This is a genomic window from Arthrobacter terricola (assembly GCF_004354015.1).
In the GTDB taxonomy this organism is placed as follows: domain Bacteria; phylum Actinomycetota; class Actinomycetes; order Actinomycetales; family Micrococcaceae; genus Arthrobacter; species Arthrobacter terricola.
Genome location: NZ_SMRU01000012.1, coordinates 81,169 through 99,157, shown reverse-complemented (window position 1 = coordinate 99,157; position 17,989 = coordinate 81,169). Strand labels below are relative to the sequence as shown.

The following is a 17,989-nucleotide window of genomic DNA, read 5'->3' as shown; positions in this document are numbered from 1 at the left end:
AACGTGGGCACTGTCGTCCTTACCAAGCGCGTGGCTTCCTAGCCTCGACCCGGTAACGAACCGTCACGCGCAACCCCTCGAAGAGCCGGAAGGCTGAGGGGTTTTTTTATTTCCCCCGGGAGATTGCGCAATTAGCAAGAACAAGCAGTACCTAGCAGTAACTTTCACTAACTGAAGATCCCCAAAGGAAGAGTCCGATGAGCAAAGGATCGCCGATCAGCCCCTCGCTGATGGCTGCAAAGTCCGCTGGAGCGCACAAAGCTCCGGAAAAGGTCGACCGTCCGGCTGACGCCGTCGTCGACAATGCTGCAACTCTCTCTCCTGTACTCGGGCCGAACAACGTTGTACCCCCAACGGTGATGACCGGCTCGGAAGCTATTGTCCGCTCGCTCGAAGAACTCGGCGTCGACGATATTTTTGGTTTGCCCGGTGGCGCGATCCTCCCCACCTACGACCCCTTGATGGCCTCCAAGATGAATCACGTCCTGGTCCGTCACGAACAGGGAGCCGGCCACGCAGCCCAAGGCTACGCCATGGTTACCGGACGGGTAGGCGTCTGCATCGCCACATCCGGTCCTGGAGCCACCAACCTCGTTACCGCCATCATGGATGCCCACATGGACTCCGTGCCGCTTGTGGCCATTACCGGCCAGGTGTCGGCCTCCGTCATCGGTACGGATGCCTTCCAGGAAGCGGACATCGTCGGCATCACCATGCCGATCACCAAGCACTCCTTCCTGGTGACGGACCCCAACGATATTCCGCATGTCATGGCGGAGGCTTTCCACCTCGCCAGCACGGGCCGCCCGGGTCCGGTGCTTGTGGACATCGCTAAGAACGCGCAGCAAGGCACCATGACCTTCTCCTGGCCGCCAAAGATCGACCTGCCCGGCTACCGCCCGGTAGTCCGCGGCCACAACAAGCAGGTTCGTGAGGCCGCCCGGTTGATCGCGGCAGCAAGCAAGCCGGTCCTGTACGTGGGCGGCGGCGTGGTCAAGGGCCACGCATCGGCTGAACTGCGGGAACTGGCTGAACTGACCGGCGCGCCCGTGGTGACCACCCTCATGGCCCGCGGCGCATTCCCGGATTCGCACCCCCAGCACGTTGGGATGCCCGGAATGCACGGAACGGTGTCCGCGGTCACCGCCCTGCAGCAGTCTGACCTGCTGATCACCCTCGGCGCTCGGTTCGACGACCGTGTGACCGGCATCTTGAGCACGTTCGCTCCGCATGCCAAGATCATCCACGCTGACATCGACCCCGCCGAGATTTCCAAGAACCGCATCGCGGATGTGCCGATCGTCGGCTCCGTCAAGGAAATCATTCCGGAACTGACCGAAGCGGTCAGGGCCGCCTTCGAACAGTCCGGAACCCCTGACCTCGACGCTTGGTGGGCATTCCTCAATAACCTGCGCGAGACATACCCGTTGGGCTGGACTGAACCGGAAGACGGACTCAGCGCTCCGCAACGCGTTATTGAACGCATCGGCAAGCTCACGGGTCCGGAGGGCATCTACGTTGCCGGCGTCGGCCAGCACCAGATGTGGGCTGCCCAATTCATCAAGTACGAGCGTCCGCACGCCTGGCTGAATTCCGGCGGCGCCGGAACCATGGGCTATGCGGTGCCGGCAGCCATGGGCGCCAAAGTCGGCGCGCCGGACCGTGTGGTCTGGGCGATCGACGGCGACGGCTGCTTCCAGATGACCAACCAGGAACTGGCAACCTGCGCGATCAACAACATCCCCATCAAGGTTGCCATCATCAACAACTCCTCGCTGGGCATGGTGCGCCAGTGGCAGACCCTCTTCTACGAGGGCCGCTACTCGAACACCGACCTCAACACCGGCCACGACACCATCCGGATCCCGGACTTCGTCAAGCTGGCAGATGCCTACGGCTGTGCGGCGTTGCGCTGCGAGCGGGACGAAGACATCGACGCCACCATCCAGAAAGCCCTGGAGATCAATGACCGCCCCGTGGTCATCGACTTTGTGGTCAGCCCGAACTCCATGGTGTGGCCGATGGTCCCCTCCGGTGTTTCCAATGACCAGATCCAGGTTGCCCGCAACATGACCCCGGAATGGGAAGAGGAGGACTAAGCCATGAGCCGCCACACACTGTCCGTTCTGGTCGAAGACAAGCCCGGCGTGTTGACCCGCGTGGCCAGCCTCTTCGCCCGGCGCGCGTTCAACATCAACTCCCTGGCCGTCGGGCCCACGGAGGTCACGGGTATCTCCCGCATGACCGTCGTCGTCGACGCCGACGGCGACCTCATTGAGCAGGTCACCAAGCAGCTCAATAAACTGGTCAACGTCATCAAGATTGTTGAGCTGACCTCAGAATCTTCCGTGCAACGTGACCACATCCTGGTCAAGGTACGTGCGGATGCCTCGACACGCCTGCAGGTCACCCAAGCCGCAGACTTGTTCCGTGCCTCCGTGGTCGACGTTTCCACAGATTCGTTGGTCATTGAAGCAACCGGTACTCCGGAAAAGCTTGCAGCATTGCTTTCAGTGCTGGAGCCCTTCGGCATCCGCGAAATTGTGCAGTCCGGCACCTTGGCCGTCGGGCGCGGATCCCGCTCCATGAGTGACAGGGCGCTTCGCTCCGCCTAAGCCATGGCTTCGCCCTGGGATTGGCGGCGGCGCGTCCGCTACCGCAGCACCAAAGACACCATCTACAAAACCACTCAAGAGGAGTTACGCAAGTGACTGAAATGTTCTACGACGACGACGCAGACCTGTCGATCATCCAGGGCCGCAAGGTTGCCATCGTCGGCTACGGTTCCCAGGGACACGCCCACGCGCTGAACCTTCGCGATTCCGGCGTCGAGGTCGTCATCGCGCTCAAGGAAGGCTCGAAGTCGATCGCCAAGGCGCAGGACGCCGGCTTCACGGTGAAGAACGTTGCCGACGCCGCCGAATGGGCCGACGTCATCATGATCCTCGCACCGGACCAGCACCAGCGCTCGATCTACAACGACTCGATCAAGGACAAGCTGACGGCCGGCAAGGCCCTCGCCTTCGCCCACGGCTTCAACATCCGCTTCGGCTACATCGAGGCACCGGAAGGCGTTGACGTCATCCTCGTCGCCCCGAAGGCTCCGGGCCACACCGTGCGCCGCGAGTTCGAAGCCGGCCGTGGCATCCCGGACATCATCGCCGTTGAGCAGGACGCTTCCGGTTCGGCTTGGGAGCTGGCCAAGTCCTACGCCAAGGCCATTGGCGGCACCCGCGCAGGCGTCATCAAGACCACCTTCACCGAAGAGACCGAAACCGACCTCTTCGGCGAGCAGGCTGTCCTTTGCGGTGGCGTTTCCCAGCTCATCCAGTACGGCTTCGAAACCCTGACTGAAGCCGGCTACCAGCCGCAGATCGCCTACTTCGAGGTGCTCCACGAGCTCAAGCTCATCGTTGACCTCATGTGGGAAGGCGGCATCGCCAAGCAGCGCTGGAGCGTTTCCGACACCGCAGAGTACGGCGACTACGTTTCCGGCCCGCGCGTCATCGACCCGCGCGTCAAGGAGAACATGGCCGGCGTCCTTGCCGACATCCAGTCCGGTGCCTTCGCCAAGCGCTTCATCGACGACCAGGACAACGGCGCCGTCGAGTTCAAGGAACTGCGTGCCAAGGCAGAGCAGCACCCGATCGAGGCCGTCGGCCGCGAACTGCGCTCCCTCTTCTCCTGGAAGCAGCAGGACGAGGACTACGTCGATGGCTCCGCGGCCCGCTAAGCCCCTTCACCCAGGGATCTTTGCGGTGCGGCAGTTGCCGTAGCAATTAAACAAAGAACGCCGTACGGGATAGGCTCGAAAAGAAGCCGCCCGGCATGGAGGCCGGACCCGGTATACCGGGTCCGGCCTTCGTCGTTACGGAATCGTTTCACCAAAACCCCACCTGAAAAAAGAGAGCTAAAGAGGTCACCGGTGACTAGCACCAAGCCAGTAGTACTCCTCGCCGAGGAACTTTCGCCCGCCACGATCGAGGCCCTTGGTCCGGATTTCGAGATCCGCCAAACCGACGGTGCGGACCGTTCCCAGCTGCTCTCCGCAATTGTCGACGTCGACGCAATCCTGGTGCGTTCAGCTACCCAGGTTGACGCGGAAGCAATAGCCGCAGCCAAGAACCTCAAGATCATTGCCCGCGCAGGCGTCGGCCTCGACAACGTGGACATCAAGGCCGCGACCCAGGCCGGTGTCATGGTAGTCAACGCCCCGACGTCGAACATCGTCTCCGCAGCCGAACTGACGGTCGGCCACATCCTTAGCCTTGCCCGCCACATCCCGCAGGCGAGCTCCGCCCTCAAGGGCGGCGAATGGAAGCGCTCGAAGTACACAGGCATCGAGCTCTTCGAGAAGAAGATCGGCATCATCGGCCTTGGCCGCATCGGAGCCCTTGTGGCGGCCCGTTTGCAGGGCTTCGAGACCGAGATCCTGGCGTACGACCCCTACATCACCTCTGCCCGGGCAGCGCAGCTCGGCGTCAAGCTCGTCACCCTGGACGAACTGCTGGAGAAATCCGACTTCATCACCATCCACATGCCCAAGACCCCGGAAACGGTGGGCATGCTGGGCGCGGATGCCTTCAAGAAGATGAAGGAAACGGCATACGTGGTCAACGTTGCCCGCGGTGGACTGATCGACGAAGCCGCCCTCCACGAGGCGCTCCAGGATGGCCAAATCGCCGGTGCCGGCATTGACGTCTTCGTCAAGGAGCCGAGCACCGACCTCCCGTTCTTCGGCATGGACAACGTCATCGTCACGCCCCACTTGGGCGCTTCCACTGATGAAGCCCAGGAAAAGGCCGGCGTTTCCGTCGCGAAGTCCGTGCGGCTCGCACTTGCCGGCGAACTCGTTCCGGACGCGGTCAACGTTGCCGGCGGCGTCATCGCCTCCGACGTGCGCCCCGGCATCCCGCTCATCGAGAAGCTCGGCCGCATCTTCACCGCGCTCACCCATGCCTCCCTGACCCAGATCGACGTCGAGGTTGCCGGCGAAATCTCCAGCCTGGACGTTAAGGTTCTCGAGCTTGCCGCGCTCAAGGGTGTCTTCGCCGACGTCGTCACTGAGCAGGTCTCCTACGTCAACGCTCCCGTGATCGCCGAGCAGCGTGGAATCAACACCCGCCTGATCACCACGGCGGAAGCGGAGGACTACCGGAACGTCCTGACCATCCGCGGCGCATTGAGCGATGGCTCGCAGATTTCAGTGGCCGGTACCCTCACGGGACCCAAGCAGGTCCAGAAGCTGGTCGGCGTCAACGGCTACGACGTCGAAATCCCGATCAGCGAGCACCTCGTGGTGGTTTCCTACGCGGACCGTCCCGGCGTGATCGGCACCATCGGGCACATCCTCGGCATGAACAACATCAACATCGGCGGCATGCAGGTTGCCCGCCAGAGCGAAGGCGGCCAGGTTCTCGCGCTGCTGACGATCGACAGCTCTGTGCCCCAGCAGGTGCTCGAGGCCATCAAGGCCGGCATCGGCGCTGAGATGGTCCGGGAAGTGGACCTGGAGGACTAACCTCTCTTTCCGCGTTCGCGGTAGCAAAATGTGCCCGGGTTCACACCGGACACAGATAGTTGGCCGGTCTGCCTACAATGGCTTGGTCCGAAATTCGGATCCGGCGGCAGGCCGGCCAATACCTTTTACACACGCCCGGTGGATTCCTTTTGCCTTGCATGGATCCAGGGAGAGCTGTGTGCACGCCCGCAATCCAGGACTCAGGGAGCCCTATGAACGCCGTCCAGAGGTTCATCAGAAGCCGTGTGCTGCTGCTGACCGCGGCCATTTTGATCGTCGCCATGTGCTTGTCCGTATTCATCCAGACCCAATCGCAGGCTGCGCTCAACCGGACGGTGGATGAAAATTCACGCGGTTTGTACGACATCCTTGTGCAGGCCAAGTCGGCCAATTCCAAGGACAGCGGCCAGCTCATCCAGCCGGATATCGCTACCGGCCAAGGCGGAATCAGCTTCCAGCAGCTTGAAAAGATCCGTGGCCTCGACGGCACGTCGGTCGCCGCACCGATCAGCCTCGTTTCGCGTGTCACCCAGAACCTGGAGACGCCCCGGCTCGACGCAATGGACTACCTGGGCTACAACGCCGGCCTTGCCGGCGGGGCCACCGCGGGAGACCCGACCGGAACGGATGCCAAGAACTGGCCGGCCCCGGAATCGGTCCTTTCCGACCAACCCAAGAAATACCGGCTGACGGCAACCGCCGTGAGTTCGGACGGAGTCTCCGACCACACCCTGTTCACCACCAGCGCAGAGGGCACCCTGGGCAAGGGAAAGGTTGTCGAGCAACAGACGGCCGGCGGCAAGAGCATCCAGATCACCGGTCCCGCGGGGGAGACCGGCATCAAGTTCCCGGCACCGGCGGGCGGTTCCGAGCACAATCTGTTCAACCTTTCAGTGGCGCTGCCGATGGCTCCCCAAGTGACCGAGTCCGTGGTCGCCGTCGACCCCACCGCCGAACGCGCCCTCCTCGGCTCGGCGGGTGACTTCCTGGCGCCTTTGCAGAAGGCACCGCCTGCCGATGCCCGGAATGCAGGGGCGATCGGACGCTACTTCGAGCAGCTCTTCGCCAAGAGCCCCACGCAGCAGGAACTCGAGGACGGCCCGGACTTCCTCGGCGTGAAGCTAAAGTATTGGGCGCCGCTCATGACCCAGTACCAGCAGGCCAAGCTCGCGGGGCAGCTCACCGATTCATCGCAGGCGATTCCGCTGATTGTCCGCCAGGGCACGTCGCTTGACCTCAAGTACTCGGTGAAGATCCAAGAAATCGACGATTCGGGCAAGGTCATCAAGGACGTGGGCACGGTCTCGCGTTCCTTGGACAAGGACTACCTGCCATTCGTTTCACGTTCGCCGTTCGCGCTCGAATGGCCCGGGTCCACGGACCACAGCCAATTGCTCGGGAACACCGGCAACTTCAGCCAGGGCCTGTACCAGCCGGCGCAGTGGACCACAGACTTCGCCGCCGCGCCCAAGTACAAGGATGGCGACACATCTGCCAACGGCGCGGTCCAAAAATCCGCCACCCCCGGCGACTGGGTGACGGTCAACAAGTTGCCCGAGAAGTCTGCCTTCGGGGCAATCGTGGACCAGGCCCAGCGCACGCCGGTGCAGGAACGCTCTTACCGCGACAACCTCGCGACCGGTTCCAAGCCTGCCACTCCCTTGCCCATGGTCTACGGGACATTCGATCCGGCCCAGATCCAGAAGGCCGCAGGCGACGTCAACAAACTGCCCTTGGGTGGCTACGATCCCGCTCCGATGACCCTTGAGAAGGATGGTTCGGGCAACAGCACGGCCGCCGATGTCCTCAAGCCGTCGTTGAGCGCCACCGGCCTCGTCAGCCAGTCCGCAGGCGCCATTACCGACTACTACGGTTTGGCTGCGGCCCGCGGCTACACTTCCAACGCCGATGTGATCGACGCCGTCCGCGTCCGCGCCAGCGCTCCGGGCAACTGGAAGCAGGCTCAACCGGAGGTGGACAAGTTGGCTGCCGAGATCCGCGATATGGGGCTTGAGGCGACCGTCGTGGCCGGGTCCGCGCGCGAAGACGCCAACATTTTCGTACCGGGTTACTCGAAGGACGACGCCGGCAAGGAAGCCGCGCTGGGCACCGTCCAGCAGTCATGGGTGCGGCAGGACGCGGCCGACGCCGTTTCGGGTTCGTTGACGAGCACCAACATCACTTTGCTTTTCCTGACGCTGTGCGGGGCCACCTTGCTGACCGGTGCGTCCACGGTGAGCTATATCCGGCAACGACGCAGCGAAGCAGGCATCCTGCGGGCCATGGGGTGGAACCAGAAAAAGATACGCAGCTGGGTCCTTGAGGAATTCGGCATAGGGGCGGCGATTATCGCCGTAGCGGGCATCGCGCTCAGCCTCTTGAGCTGGAACCTCGCGACAGCCATAGTTTCTGCCTCCGTGCTGCTCATCTATTTCGCTGCCGCTTTCTTCGCCGCCCAGCAATTGCGGCACCGGGATGTGGTGGACCAGGAGCCGCAGCACGATGAACGGCTCATCGCCATCGACTCGCCCCTCACGTTCGCCTATCGCCAATTGGCAACAAACCGCTTCAATTCGATCGCACTGGCAATTGCCGTCGGAGTGTTCGGCACCGCAGTCGGGGCCCTGATTGCCTTGCTGATCGACATTCCGCGGGCAGCTGGAGCGAGCGCCCTTAGCGGACTTGCCGCCGCTTCCGTTGCCCTGCCAAGCGTGATCCTCGCGATCGGCGGAGTGCTGGTCGGGCTGGTGTTGACCTTGGTGACGGGACGCTTCGAGCTCCACGCCAAGCGTGAACAAATCGGCACGCTCAGGGCCATGGGCTGGAACCCGGACATGCTGGGCCAGGTCCGGTTCTTCGAAAATGCCCTCGTGGGCGCGGTCGCGCTGGTCCTCGCCATCCTCGGCGCCCTTGGCCTTGGCCTCCTGCTCGCCCCGTATGCCGCCTTGTGGGCAGCCCTGGCCGGCTTGGTGGCTGTACTTTGCTGGATTCCCATTGCAACGAAAGTGGTCAAATGACTGACAATCTCAACCCCGAGTTGACTACGACGACGGAATCCACCGATGAGTCGCAGCTGACCCGTGCCAACACGATCGTGAGGGCCGAGGACCATGCGAGGCCCTTGCAGTTGAGCAACATCACCATCCGCTACGGTGGCGACAGGGGCGGCGCCGAGCCGGTCACCGTCGTCGAGGACTTCAACCTCACGTTGCACGCCGGTGAGATGCACTGCATCGCCGGCCGAAGCGGCTCGGGCAAGACCAGCATCCTGACGGTGGGAGCGGGACTCACGTTCCCGACGTCGGGCCGTGTGCTGTGGGAGGGCGACTCGCTTGAACAGATGGGCGACGACGAAATCGCCGACCGCCGTCGCGCGCTGATCGGGTATGTGGACCAGGGCGGTGCGTTGATTGACGGCATGAGCGCCTTGGAAAACGTGCTGCTGCCAGCGGTTCCCGACGGCGAGGTCGAACAGCGGACGGAAATGGCCAAGGACCTTCTCGACCTCGTCGGACTCGGGCGCCGCATGCGCCACCGTCCCGCGCAGTTGTCCGGTGGCGAACGCCAGCGCGTCGCGATCGCCCGCGCACTTATCTTGGGCACTCGCGTCCTGGTAGTGGACGAGCCCACGGCGAGCCTCGACCGGGCCTCGGCCAACCGCATCATCAGCATCCTCAAGGACACCACCAACGACGGCATTGCGGTACTTGTGGCGTCGCACGATCATGAGCTTGTCCGGCTCAGCGATACGCTGACTGAACTGAACTAGCAACCGATGCCATCGGGACCGGCCGTCAATTGCGGCCGGTCCCGTCTTCCATCTCCAAGAGAAGGTAACTTCGTAGAGTGACGTCTCCAGAAAAAACCCCGTTCTACATCACTACGGCCATCACGTACCCCAACGGCGAACCGCATATCGGCCACGCCTACGAGTACATTGCCACTGACGCGATGGCCCGTTTCAAGCGCCTCGACGGCTACGACGTGATGTTCCTGACCGGTACGGACGAGCACGGCATGAAGATCGCCCAGGCTGCCGACAAGGAAGGCATCACGCCGAAGGAACTCGTGGACCGGAACGCCGAAATCTACAAGGCCGCCCACGCCGCCTTGGGTATTTCGTACGACCGCTTCATCCGCACCACCGACGCCGACCACTATGCCGCCTCGCAGGCCATCTGGAAGAAGATGGAAGCCAACGGCGATATCTACCTGTCCAAGTACGAGGGCTGGTATTCGGTGCGCGACGAGGCCTACTACACCGAAGACGAGACCGTGGTGAAGGACGATGGCGTCCGCTACTCGGTCGGTACGGACACCGAAGTGACCTGGACGGCAGAGGAGAGCTACTTCTTCCGCCTCTCCGCGTACCAGGACAAGTTGCTGGCCCTGTACGAATCCCAGCCTGAGTTCGGCGCCCCGAACTACCGCTTCAACGAAGTGATCAGCTTCGTCAAGCAAGGACTGCAGGATCTGTCCATCAGCCGCACCACCTTCGACTGGGGAGTCCCGGTTCCAGGCAACGACAAGCACGTGATGTACGTGTGGGTCGACGCCCTGACCAACTACCTGACCGGCGTCGGCTACCCGGACGTCGAGTCGGAGCGCTTCAACAGGTTCTGGCCCGCGAATGTCCATGTCATCGGCAAGGACATTTCCCGCTTCCACGCCATCTTCTGGCCCGCATTCCTCATGAGCGCAGGCCTTGAGCTGCCCAAGCGCGTCATGATCCACGGCTTCCTGACGAACAACGGCGTCAAGATGTCCAAGTCCCTGGGCAACGTGGTTGCTCCGCAGGACTTTGTGGAGCAGTACGGCCTGGACCAAGTGAGGTTCTTCTTCCTGCGCGAGGTGCCGTTCGGTGCGGACGGCAGCTACAACCACGAGGCAATCGTGGGCCGCATGAACGCTGACCTGGCCAACAACTTCGGCAACCTCGCACAACGTTCGTTGTCCATGGTGGCCAAGAACTGCGAAGGCAAAGTTCCGGTTCCGGGCGAATTCACTGCGGAGGACTCGGCGTTGCTGGCGCAGGCTTCCGGGCTCCTTGATGCCGCCCGCGCAGCCTTTGAGAAGCAGGAATTCAGCCGTGCCCTTGAGGCGATCTGGTCCGTGCTGGGTGATACCAATGCGTACTTCGCCGAGCAGGCACCGTGGGTCCTGCGCAAGACCGACGTCGAGCGCATGAACACGGTTTTGTACGTCACGCTGGAAGTTGTACGTACGGTGGCGATCCTCGCCCAGCCGGTCATGCCGACGTCGGCCGCCAAGCTTCTCGAGGCACTGGGACAGCCGGAAGGGGAGGCGCGCCAGTTCGCCGCCATTTCCGCTCCGATCGTCGCCGGAACTGAGCTCCCGGCCCCGGCGCCGGTTTTCCCACGCTACGAAGAGCCCGCCGAATCCTAGACGCTCGCTTCGAGTTGCGTCTTTCAAGCGCTCCCTCACCTGGCCGGACCTGGCCGAGTGGGGGAGCGTTTTTGTTCCCGTCCGATGGCCTGCGTGCCTTCGGGGACAAAGCCGACAGCTCGTTGTGTTTCCAGGTGGTCTCTTCGTGCGGGCGAGTGGGGACCGGCCCGGTGCAGGTAGTGGCCCTGTCAAGACTCACTGGATCCTGTACGTAAACGCGTACACTCCACTCGGGTTAATCAAGAGGTAAAAACCTAGCCTGAAAAGCAAGCGAATTGATGGCAATTTCTGGGGAGTAACTGTCAAGATTCATCTCGCTGCTTGAGGTCCACCGCACTTATTCCTACTTGGTCTCGTAGATGGTTACTCCGCAAAGTCAGGTCAATTCGAACCTGATTTGCTGGGAGGAACCGAAATGAAAAGGACTATTGCGACCTTGGGGGTCGTGGGTCTGGGATTGCTGGGTGCCGCCGTGTCGGCCAACGCAGCACCAACAGACAAGATCACGATCTGCCATGCAACCCATTCAGCGGCGCACCCGTACGTGGAATTGACCATTGATCTCAGTGCATTGTCCGGGCATGCAGGGGATGCTAACGACATTATTCCCGCAAACTCCGGCAATATTCTGCCCAATGGCCAGAACTTGACTCCGGAAAACATCGCAATCCTCAACGCGGGGTGCAAGCTGGCCGACCCGCCGGTGGTTAGCCCGCCAGTGACGAGCCCGCCGGCGACCACACCGCCGGTAGATCCGCCAGCGACCACACCGCCGGTAGATCCGCCAGCGACCACACCGCCGGTAGATCCGCCAGCGACTACTCCGCCGGTGGATCCGCCGGCGACCACCCCGCCCGCGACTACTCCGCCGGTAGATCCGCCGGCGACCACCCCGCCCGAGAGCACCCCGCCCGCGAGCACGCCGCCAGGGGATCAGTCGGTGCCCGTGACACCCGTGGTTCCACCGGTCGCGGCGCCAGCACCCGAGGCCGCCGTACCTGGGGCCGCTCCGGTGTCCGTGTCGGCACCGGTCGCCGCTACTCCAGCTCCCGCCGGTGGAGCCCCCGCTGTTTCGCCTACAGCCCCGATAACCAATGTGGGCTACAACGTCCAGACAGCCGTCGGCGCGCGGCCGGGCGCCGGTATCCCGGCTTGGCTTGCCGGCCTGACCGGGCTTTTCGGCGCAGTTGCCGCCTTCGTGATCGCGAAGAGCGGTATGCGGTCCCGGAAGGCCCACCGCTAGGCAGACCCGGCTGGGTGCCGCACGCGAATGTTCGGCACCCAGCCCCTTGCACAATCTCCAGGAGTGATCATGGCCAGTCACCGCTCCACGCGGCCGTCCCGTGTACGTGGTATCCGCGGCCTTCTGATCAGTCCCCGGGATCTTCTCGTGTTGGCGATCTGCGTTGGCGGCCTGCTCGTCTCCTGGGTGGTCTATGGGGTTTCGGGCCCCGGCAATCCACCCGCGTTCGGCGCGGGCCAGACGGCGAGGGCATCGATCAGTCCGGCGGTCCCGCCGGATTCCCCGGCAAGTCCAGCGCCGGATGCCGTTGCCGGGACCCCGGCGCCGTCGTCGCCGGCTCCTTCGGACAAGCCCTCAGCGATCCACGCGGCTTTGGGCGCACCTGCTTCCCCGCCGGAAATCTCGTTGCCTGCGGCGTCGGCTCCCGTGCGGATTACATATCCGGCGGCCGACCTTGACGTGGCGATACACCCGCTTCAGCCAGACCCTGCTGCAGTGAGTGGGCAGAGCATTGAGCCGCCGGAGACGATGGACGGATATTGGCTCAGTACGTTTGGAACCCCGGGTGCTGGATCGACGAACACCACTTACGTGATCGGGCACAGTTGGGAAGGCCTCGACGCTCCGTTCAACCATCTCAGTACGGCGGCAGCCCCGGGAGATGAGCTCAATGTGGTCACGGCAACGGGAACGATGACCTACAAAGTCGAGTCCGTCACCACCTACACAAAATCGAACTTGAAGGACAGCCCTATCTGGAACGCGGTGGCCAACCGTTTGGTGATCATCAGTTGCTACACGCAGGACCTGTGGGGCAAGAATGTCGCAGTGGTTGCTTCACCGGTTCCCGGCCCATAACGCACCAGGAGGCCCGAAACGGGCGATAGCCGTTCAAATGATGAGACGATTTTGACCAGCATGTGGATGCCTTGGCACCCTGAAAACATGAGCGCAACGCACCCCTCCGCAACAATCAACCTGGCCGTCATCCCTGGGGACGGCATCGGCCCCGAAGTCATCGCCGAAGCCCTCAAGGTGTTGGAGAAGGTTGTCGCCGAGGAAGGCGTAGCCCTCGAGCAGACCGAGTACAAGCTCGGGGCCCAGCACTGGCTCGAGACCGGAGAGACGCTTCCGGACGAAGTCCTGGAGGACCTGCGCACCCGGGACGCCATCCTGTTCGGCGCGGTGGGAGCTGCCCCCGGCGATACCCGCATCCCTTCGGGCATCATTGAACGCGAGATGCTGCTCAAGCTCCGCTTCAGCCTGGACCACTTCGTGAACCTGCGGCCGTCCCGGCTGTACGGCACCGTCGGCAGCCCCTTGGCCAACCCGGGCGAGATCGATTTCATCGTGGTCCGCGAAGGAACCGAAGGCCCCTATGTAGGCAACGGCGGAACCCTGCGTGGAGGCACCCCGCACGAAGTCGCAACGGAAGTTTCGCTCAACACGGCCCACGGCGTCGAACGCGTCGTCCGGGACGCCTTCCGTCGTGCAAGCCAGCGGCCCCGCAAGCACGTGACCCTGGTCCACAAGCACAACGTCCTGGTTTTCGCCGGCCACCTGTGGAAGCGCACGGTTGAAGCCGTAGCCAAGGAATTCCCCCAGGTCACCCACGACTACCTGCACATTGACGCGGCCACGATCTTCATGGTGACCGACCCCTCGCGCTTCGACGTGATTGTCACAGACAACCTGTTCGGCGACATCATCACGGACCTCGCCGCAGCCGTCACCGGTGGCATTGGCCTGGCTGCTTCCGGAAACATCAACATGGACCGCACTGCTCCGTCCATGTTCGAACCGGTCCACGGTTCCGCTCCGGACATCGCCGGCCAGCAGAAGGCGGATCCAACCGCCGCCATTTTGTCCGCTGCGCTCCTGCTCGACCACCTCGGCTACTCGAACGCGGCCCGCAGGATAGAAACCGCGGTGGTGGCAGACATCGAAAGCCGTACGGGCGAAACCCGCAAGACGGCTGCCATTGGTGACGCCATCGCGGCCGCACTTTAGTTCCCCTACTCGGGCGTAAGCTTTACTTGGATTATTTACCTGCTGCCGTGGTCCGTCGCTGAACCATATCCTCCAAGAGAAGGTTCGCTCTGACAGGTAGCCGACTGGAGGAAACATGACTCAGACTGCCCACGGCGTCGAATTCAGCCAGCAACTCTCGGCGAACCCGAAGTCTGCTGAGGAGCGTGCGGAAATCCTGGCAAACCCGGGATTTGGCGACTACTTCACCGACAACACCGTCATCGTCGACTACAGCGTCGACGCAGAGGGCAAGGGCGGCTGGCACAGCGCCCGGGTCGAGGCTTACGGACCGATTTCCTTGGATCCTTCGGCAGCCGTTTTCCACTACGGCCAGGAAATCTTCGAAGGACTCAAGGCTTACCGCCACGCCGACGGCTCGGTGTGGACGTTCCGCCCGGAGGCGAACTCGGCTCGTTTGAACAAGTCGGCCCGTCGCCTGGCGCTTCCCGAACTCCCGGAAGAGTACTTCCTCGGCGCCATCCGTGAACTCGTCCAGGCGGACAAGGAATGGGTTCCGTCCGGAGATGGCGAGGCCCTGTACTTGCGGCCCTTCATGATCGCCACGGAGGCTTTCCTCGGTGTCCGCGCAGCCCGCGAAGTGTCCTTCCGGGTCATCGCTTCGCCGGCCGGCAACTACTTCGGCGGTGAACTCAAGCCGGTGTCCATCTGGATTTCCCGCGAATACGCCCGCGCAGGCCGTGGCGGTACGGGGGCTGCCAAGTGCGGCGGCAACTACGCCGCGTCGCTCATCGCCCAGATGGAAGCCGAAGCCAACGGCTGCAAGCAGGTCCTTTTCCTGGACCACTTCAACGACGACGCCGTTGAAGAGCTTGGCGGCATGAACGTCTTCTTCGTCATGAAGGACGGCTCGCTCGTCACTCCGGCGCTCACGGGCACCATCCTCGAAGGAGTGACCCGTTCTTCGGTCATCCAGGTGGCCAAGGACATGGGCCGCGAGGTTGCCGAACGGAAGATCACCCTCGCCGAGTGGCGTGAAGGCGTGGCCAGCGGCGATATCGCAGAGGTTTTCGCGTGCGGCACCGCTGCCGTGATTACGCCTATCGGCGTTCTGAAGGACGAGACGGAATTCATCGGTTCCGAGGACGCGAAGGCCGGTGAGACCACCATGGCCATCCGGGAGCAGCTCCTGGGCATCCAGACGGGAAGCATCGAGGATCGGCACGGCTGGCTGACGCGCCTCGCCTAAGTCCCCACCGGCTCCCAAGCCTCGCAAGCTCGGCTCGGGTCCCTCGCCGGCGTGGGCCCTGTCTTGGAGCCCGACGGCGGCCCTCCACTTCGGTGGCCGGGCCGCCGTCGGCGTTTCGCCCACATGGAGCGAGCGGAGGCACGAGCGGCGGGAGCCGCTACTGCGGCAGCGCCCGCTTGATCATCGGTTCCATGAGCGCTTCCATGTGCGCCTGCAGGTAATGCTGTCCCGCAACTGAAGGATGATCGCCATCAGGGCCGATGAGGTTCGCGACGTCGTCCACGATCCAGCCAAGCTCGATCGGGTCCACGAACTCGGCGCCTGCCTTCAAGGCAGCTGCCTTGTCTTCGTCCCTGATATCGAGGCGTTCCTGCTCGGGAGTGTTCGTGTAGGCGGGAGGGCCCACAACGAGGATCGCGGCTCGGGGAGCATGTTCCTTGGCGGCGGCGAATGCCTGCGATGCCGCGAGTTCGGTTTCCCCGGGCGCAGAGCCCATGTCGTTTTCGGAACCAAAGAACAGCACCAAACTGGCGTCGGAGGTTACCGACTGGACGACTTGTGAGCCGAAGGTCGAGCCGCCGTTGCCGATGCTCACGTAGCCGCTTCCGTCTTCTGCGGCGTTGACGATGGTCGCCTGGTACCGCTGGAAGGCGGGATCGTTCTCCACGAGGTTTGGCCAAGCGTCCGCGGGGGAGGTGCCGTGGCCTGTGCTGAGCGAGTCGCCGATGATCACTACAGTGGTCCGCGGGGTTGCCACGGGGGAGGGCAGGCCGGTGTCTACGGAACAAGCACTGAGGACGAGGGCGGCCGCAACTGCCATCGCCGCCCACCAGAGCCCCCTGCGGGCCCCGTGGATTCGCAACATTGAAATCCCCCTACTGCCTGGACCCATGCTACGTGGTTCGGGATTTCGGGGTTCGGCGCTTATGCAAAGATGGAGTCGTGAGTTCGGTCGATGATGCCTCCTTCGTCAAAAGCAGCACCCTGACCCGGTACCGGCTGGCGCCCAACCCGGGGCCGATGAGCCTCGACGGTACCAATTCGTACGTCATCGGAGCGTCTGGTTCTTCCGGGGTGGTGGTTGTGGACCCCGGGCCGCTCGACGAAACGCACCTTGCCGCGCTGGCCTCGAGTGGCGCCGTCGAACTCGTCCTCATCACGCATCGCCACAAGGACCACACCGAGGCTTCCGTGCGATTCCGGGAACTCACCGGGGCGCCCGTCCGGGCAGCGGATCCGGCACACTGCCACGGCGGCGAACCATTGCGCAACGGCGAGGTCATCGAGGCCGCCGGAGTCGCGATCCGGGTCTTGTCCACTCCCGGGCACACCTCGGACTCTGTCTGTTTCCACCTGCCCGGTGACGGTCCGGACGGCTCCGTGCTGACCGGCGACACCATCCTCGGCCGCGGCACCACTGTCCTGGACTATCCCGACGGCACCTTGGGCGACTACCTCGCGAGCCTCGACGCCCTTGAGGCACTCGGTCCGGCAACCCTGTTGGCCGCGCACGGACCGGTACTCCCGGCGGTGGATGCGGTGTGCCGCGAATATCGTGCCCACAGGGAAATGCGACTGGACCAGATCCGTGCCGCCCTCTCGCGAATCGGCGCGCAAGCAGACGTCCACGCCGTCACCGACGCGGTGTATCCCGACGTCGACCCTTCCGTGCGGTGGGCCGCGGAAACTTCCGTTGCGGCGCAGTTGGACTACCTCCGCGGCTGACGCGGGCGTGGCGTCCGGGCGCGGACCGGCTGCTCCCGGACGGTAGGGTAGGAGCCATGCGTATCGCCCGGTTTGTTGTTGATTCTGATCCCGTCTACGGCGTCGTCGAAGGTGAGCCCGGCAGTGAGTTTGTCACTGTGATCCACGGGGATCCCTTCTTCAATGGTGTTGAGCGGACTTCCGTCCGCCACAAGCTTGAGGACGTTCGCCTCCTGGCGCCCATCATTCCCCGCAGCAAGGTCATCGGCGTCGGACGGAACTTCGCTGAGCACGCGAAGGAACTGGGCAACGAGGTGCCGCAGCAGCCGTTGCTCTTCCTGAAGCCGAATACCGCTGTGGTGGGCCCCAACGATCCCATCGTCCTTCCGGAATTTTCGGAGGAAGTCTCGTTCGAAGCCGAACTTTGCGTCGTCATCGGCCGGATTTGCAAGGACGTGCCGGAGGACCGCGCCGACGACGTCATTTTCGGCTACACCTGCGGCAACGACCTCACGGCCCGGGATGTCCAGAAGACCGACCTGCAGTGGGCCCGCGCGAAGGGCTTTGACACCTCAGCACCGTTGGGTCCGTGGATCGAGACGGAACTGGATCCTGAAGACTTGGCGATCAAAGGCTGGCTCAACGGCGAACTCCGCCAGGACGGTAGCACCAACCAGATGATCCGCGGCGTGCGAGAGCTCGTGTCCGTTGTTTCGCAGGCGTTCACCCTGTTGCCCGGCGACGTAATCATGACGGGAACACCGGCCGGTGTAGGCCTCGTGCAGGAAGGCGACCGGTACGAGGTCGAGATCGAAGGCATCGGCCGCTTGTCCAACCCGGTGGTCCGCCGCTAGGCGGCACAACATGTAAGGTCCGA

Annotated in this window: 14 protein-coding genes; 13 read left to right on the top strand and 1 reads right to left on the bottom strand. The window is 63.3% G+C overall.

The genetic code is table 11. From position 1 onward, the window contains the following. Nucleotides 1-197 precede the first annotated feature (197 nt). The 11 genes from E1809_RS11750 to E1809_RS11700 all read left to right on the top strand — a co-directional run bounded on the left by E1809_RS11750 (nucleotide 198) and on the right by E1809_RS11700 (nucleotide 15,408). Nucleotides 198-2,099 (top strand): acetolactate synthase large subunit, encoded by a 1,902-nt coding sequence (locus E1809_RS11750; RefSeq protein WP_133204419.1) that lies wholly within the window; start codon nucleotides 198-200, stop codon nucleotides 2,097-2,099. Nucleotides 2,100-2,102: 3 nt separating this feature from the next. Next, nucleotides 2,103-2,615 (top strand): acetolactate synthase small subunit, encoded by a 513-nt coding sequence (ilvN, locus tag E1809_RS11745; protein ID WP_133204418.1) that lies wholly within the window; start codon nucleotides 2,103-2,105, stop codon nucleotides 2,613-2,615. A 92-nt stretch (nucleotides 2,616-2,707) separates the two neighbouring features. Next, on the top strand, nucleotides 2,708-3,733 hold the full coding sequence (gene ilvC, locus E1809_RS11740; RefSeq protein WP_133204417.1) for a ketol-acid reductoisomerase: 1,026 nt from the start codon (nucleotides 2,708-2,710) through the stop codon (nucleotides 3,731-3,733). A 192-nt stretch (nucleotides 3,734-3,925) separates the two neighbouring features. After that, the gene (serA, locus tag E1809_RS11735) at nucleotides 3,926-5,521 is read left to right on the top strand and encodes a phosphoglycerate dehydrogenase (protein WP_133204416.1); all 1,596 of its coding nucleotides are present in this window, start codon (nucleotides 3,926-3,928) and stop codon (nucleotides 5,519-5,521) included. A 212-nt stretch (nucleotides 5,522-5,733) separates the two neighbouring features. Further along, nucleotides 5,734-8,538, top strand: a complete 2,805-nt coding sequence (locus E1809_RS11730) for an ABC transporter permease (RefSeq protein ID WP_133204415.1) — start codon at nucleotides 5,734-5,736, stop codon at nucleotides 8,536-8,538. Next, the gene (locus E1809_RS11725) at nucleotides 8,535-9,290 is read left to right on the top strand and encodes an ABC transporter ATP-binding protein (protein WP_133204414.1); all 756 of its coding nucleotides are present in this window, start codon (nucleotides 8,535-8,537) and stop codon (nucleotides 9,288-9,290) included. The genes E1809_RS11730 and E1809_RS11725 overlap by 4 nt, the downstream gene beginning before the upstream one ends. A 77-nt stretch (nucleotides 9,291-9,367) precedes the next feature. Continuing rightward, on the top strand, nucleotides 9,368-10,927 hold the full coding sequence (gene metG / locus E1809_RS11720; RefSeq protein ID WP_133204413.1) for a methionine--tRNA ligase: 1,560 nt from the start codon (nucleotides 9,368-9,370) through the stop codon (nucleotides 10,925-10,927). A 415-nt stretch (nucleotides 10,928-11,342) separates the two neighbouring features. After that, nucleotides 11,343-12,170, top strand: coding sequence for a hypothetical protein (locus E1809_RS11715; RefSeq protein ID WP_133204412.1), 828 nt, complete (start codon nucleotides 11,343-11,345; stop codon nucleotides 12,168-12,170). A gap of 69 nt (nucleotides 12,171-12,239) precedes the next feature. After that, on the top strand, nucleotides 12,240-13,028 hold the full coding sequence (locus tag E1809_RS11710) for a class F sortase (protein ID WP_133204411.1): 789 nt from the start codon (nucleotides 12,240-12,242) through the stop codon (nucleotides 13,026-13,028). An 87-nt stretch (nucleotides 13,029-13,115) separates the two neighbouring features. Continuing rightward, complete coding sequence (locus tag E1809_RS11705; RefSeq protein WP_133204410.1) at nucleotides 13,116-14,180, top strand: 3-isopropylmalate dehydrogenase; 1,065 nt, start codon at nucleotides 13,116-13,118, stop codon at nucleotides 14,178-14,180. A gap of 115 nt (nucleotides 14,181-14,295) precedes the next feature. After that, nucleotides 14,296-15,408, top strand: a complete 1,113-nt coding sequence (locus E1809_RS11700; protein ID WP_133204409.1) for a branched-chain amino acid aminotransferase — start codon at nucleotides 14,296-14,298, stop codon at nucleotides 15,406-15,408. Nucleotides 15,409-15,565: 157 nt separating this feature from the next. Here E1809_RS11700 and E1809_RS11695 read toward each other — a convergent pair whose 3' ends face one another. After that, a complete protein-coding gene (locus E1809_RS11695) occupies nucleotides 15,566-16,273 on the bottom strand; it encodes an SGNH/GDSL hydrolase family protein (protein ID WP_133204408.1) in 708 nt (235 codons plus the stop codon). A 77-nt stretch (nucleotides 16,274-16,350) separates the two neighbouring features. On the opposite strand from E1809_RS11695, the gene E1809_RS11690 reads away from it, so the two are divergent. Next, nucleotides 16,351-17,133, top strand: a complete 783-nt coding sequence (locus E1809_RS11690) for an MBL fold metallo-hydrolase (RefSeq protein WP_235835556.1) — start codon at nucleotides 16,351-16,353, stop codon at nucleotides 17,131-17,133. Between the two features lie 56 nt (nucleotides 17,134-17,189). After that, complete coding sequence (locus tag E1809_RS11685) at nucleotides 17,190-17,966, top strand: fumarylacetoacetate hydrolase family protein (RefSeq protein WP_133204407.1); 777 nt, start codon at nucleotides 17,190-17,192, stop codon at nucleotides 17,964-17,966. The last annotated feature ends 23 nt before the right edge of the window (nucleotides 17,967-17,989 follow it).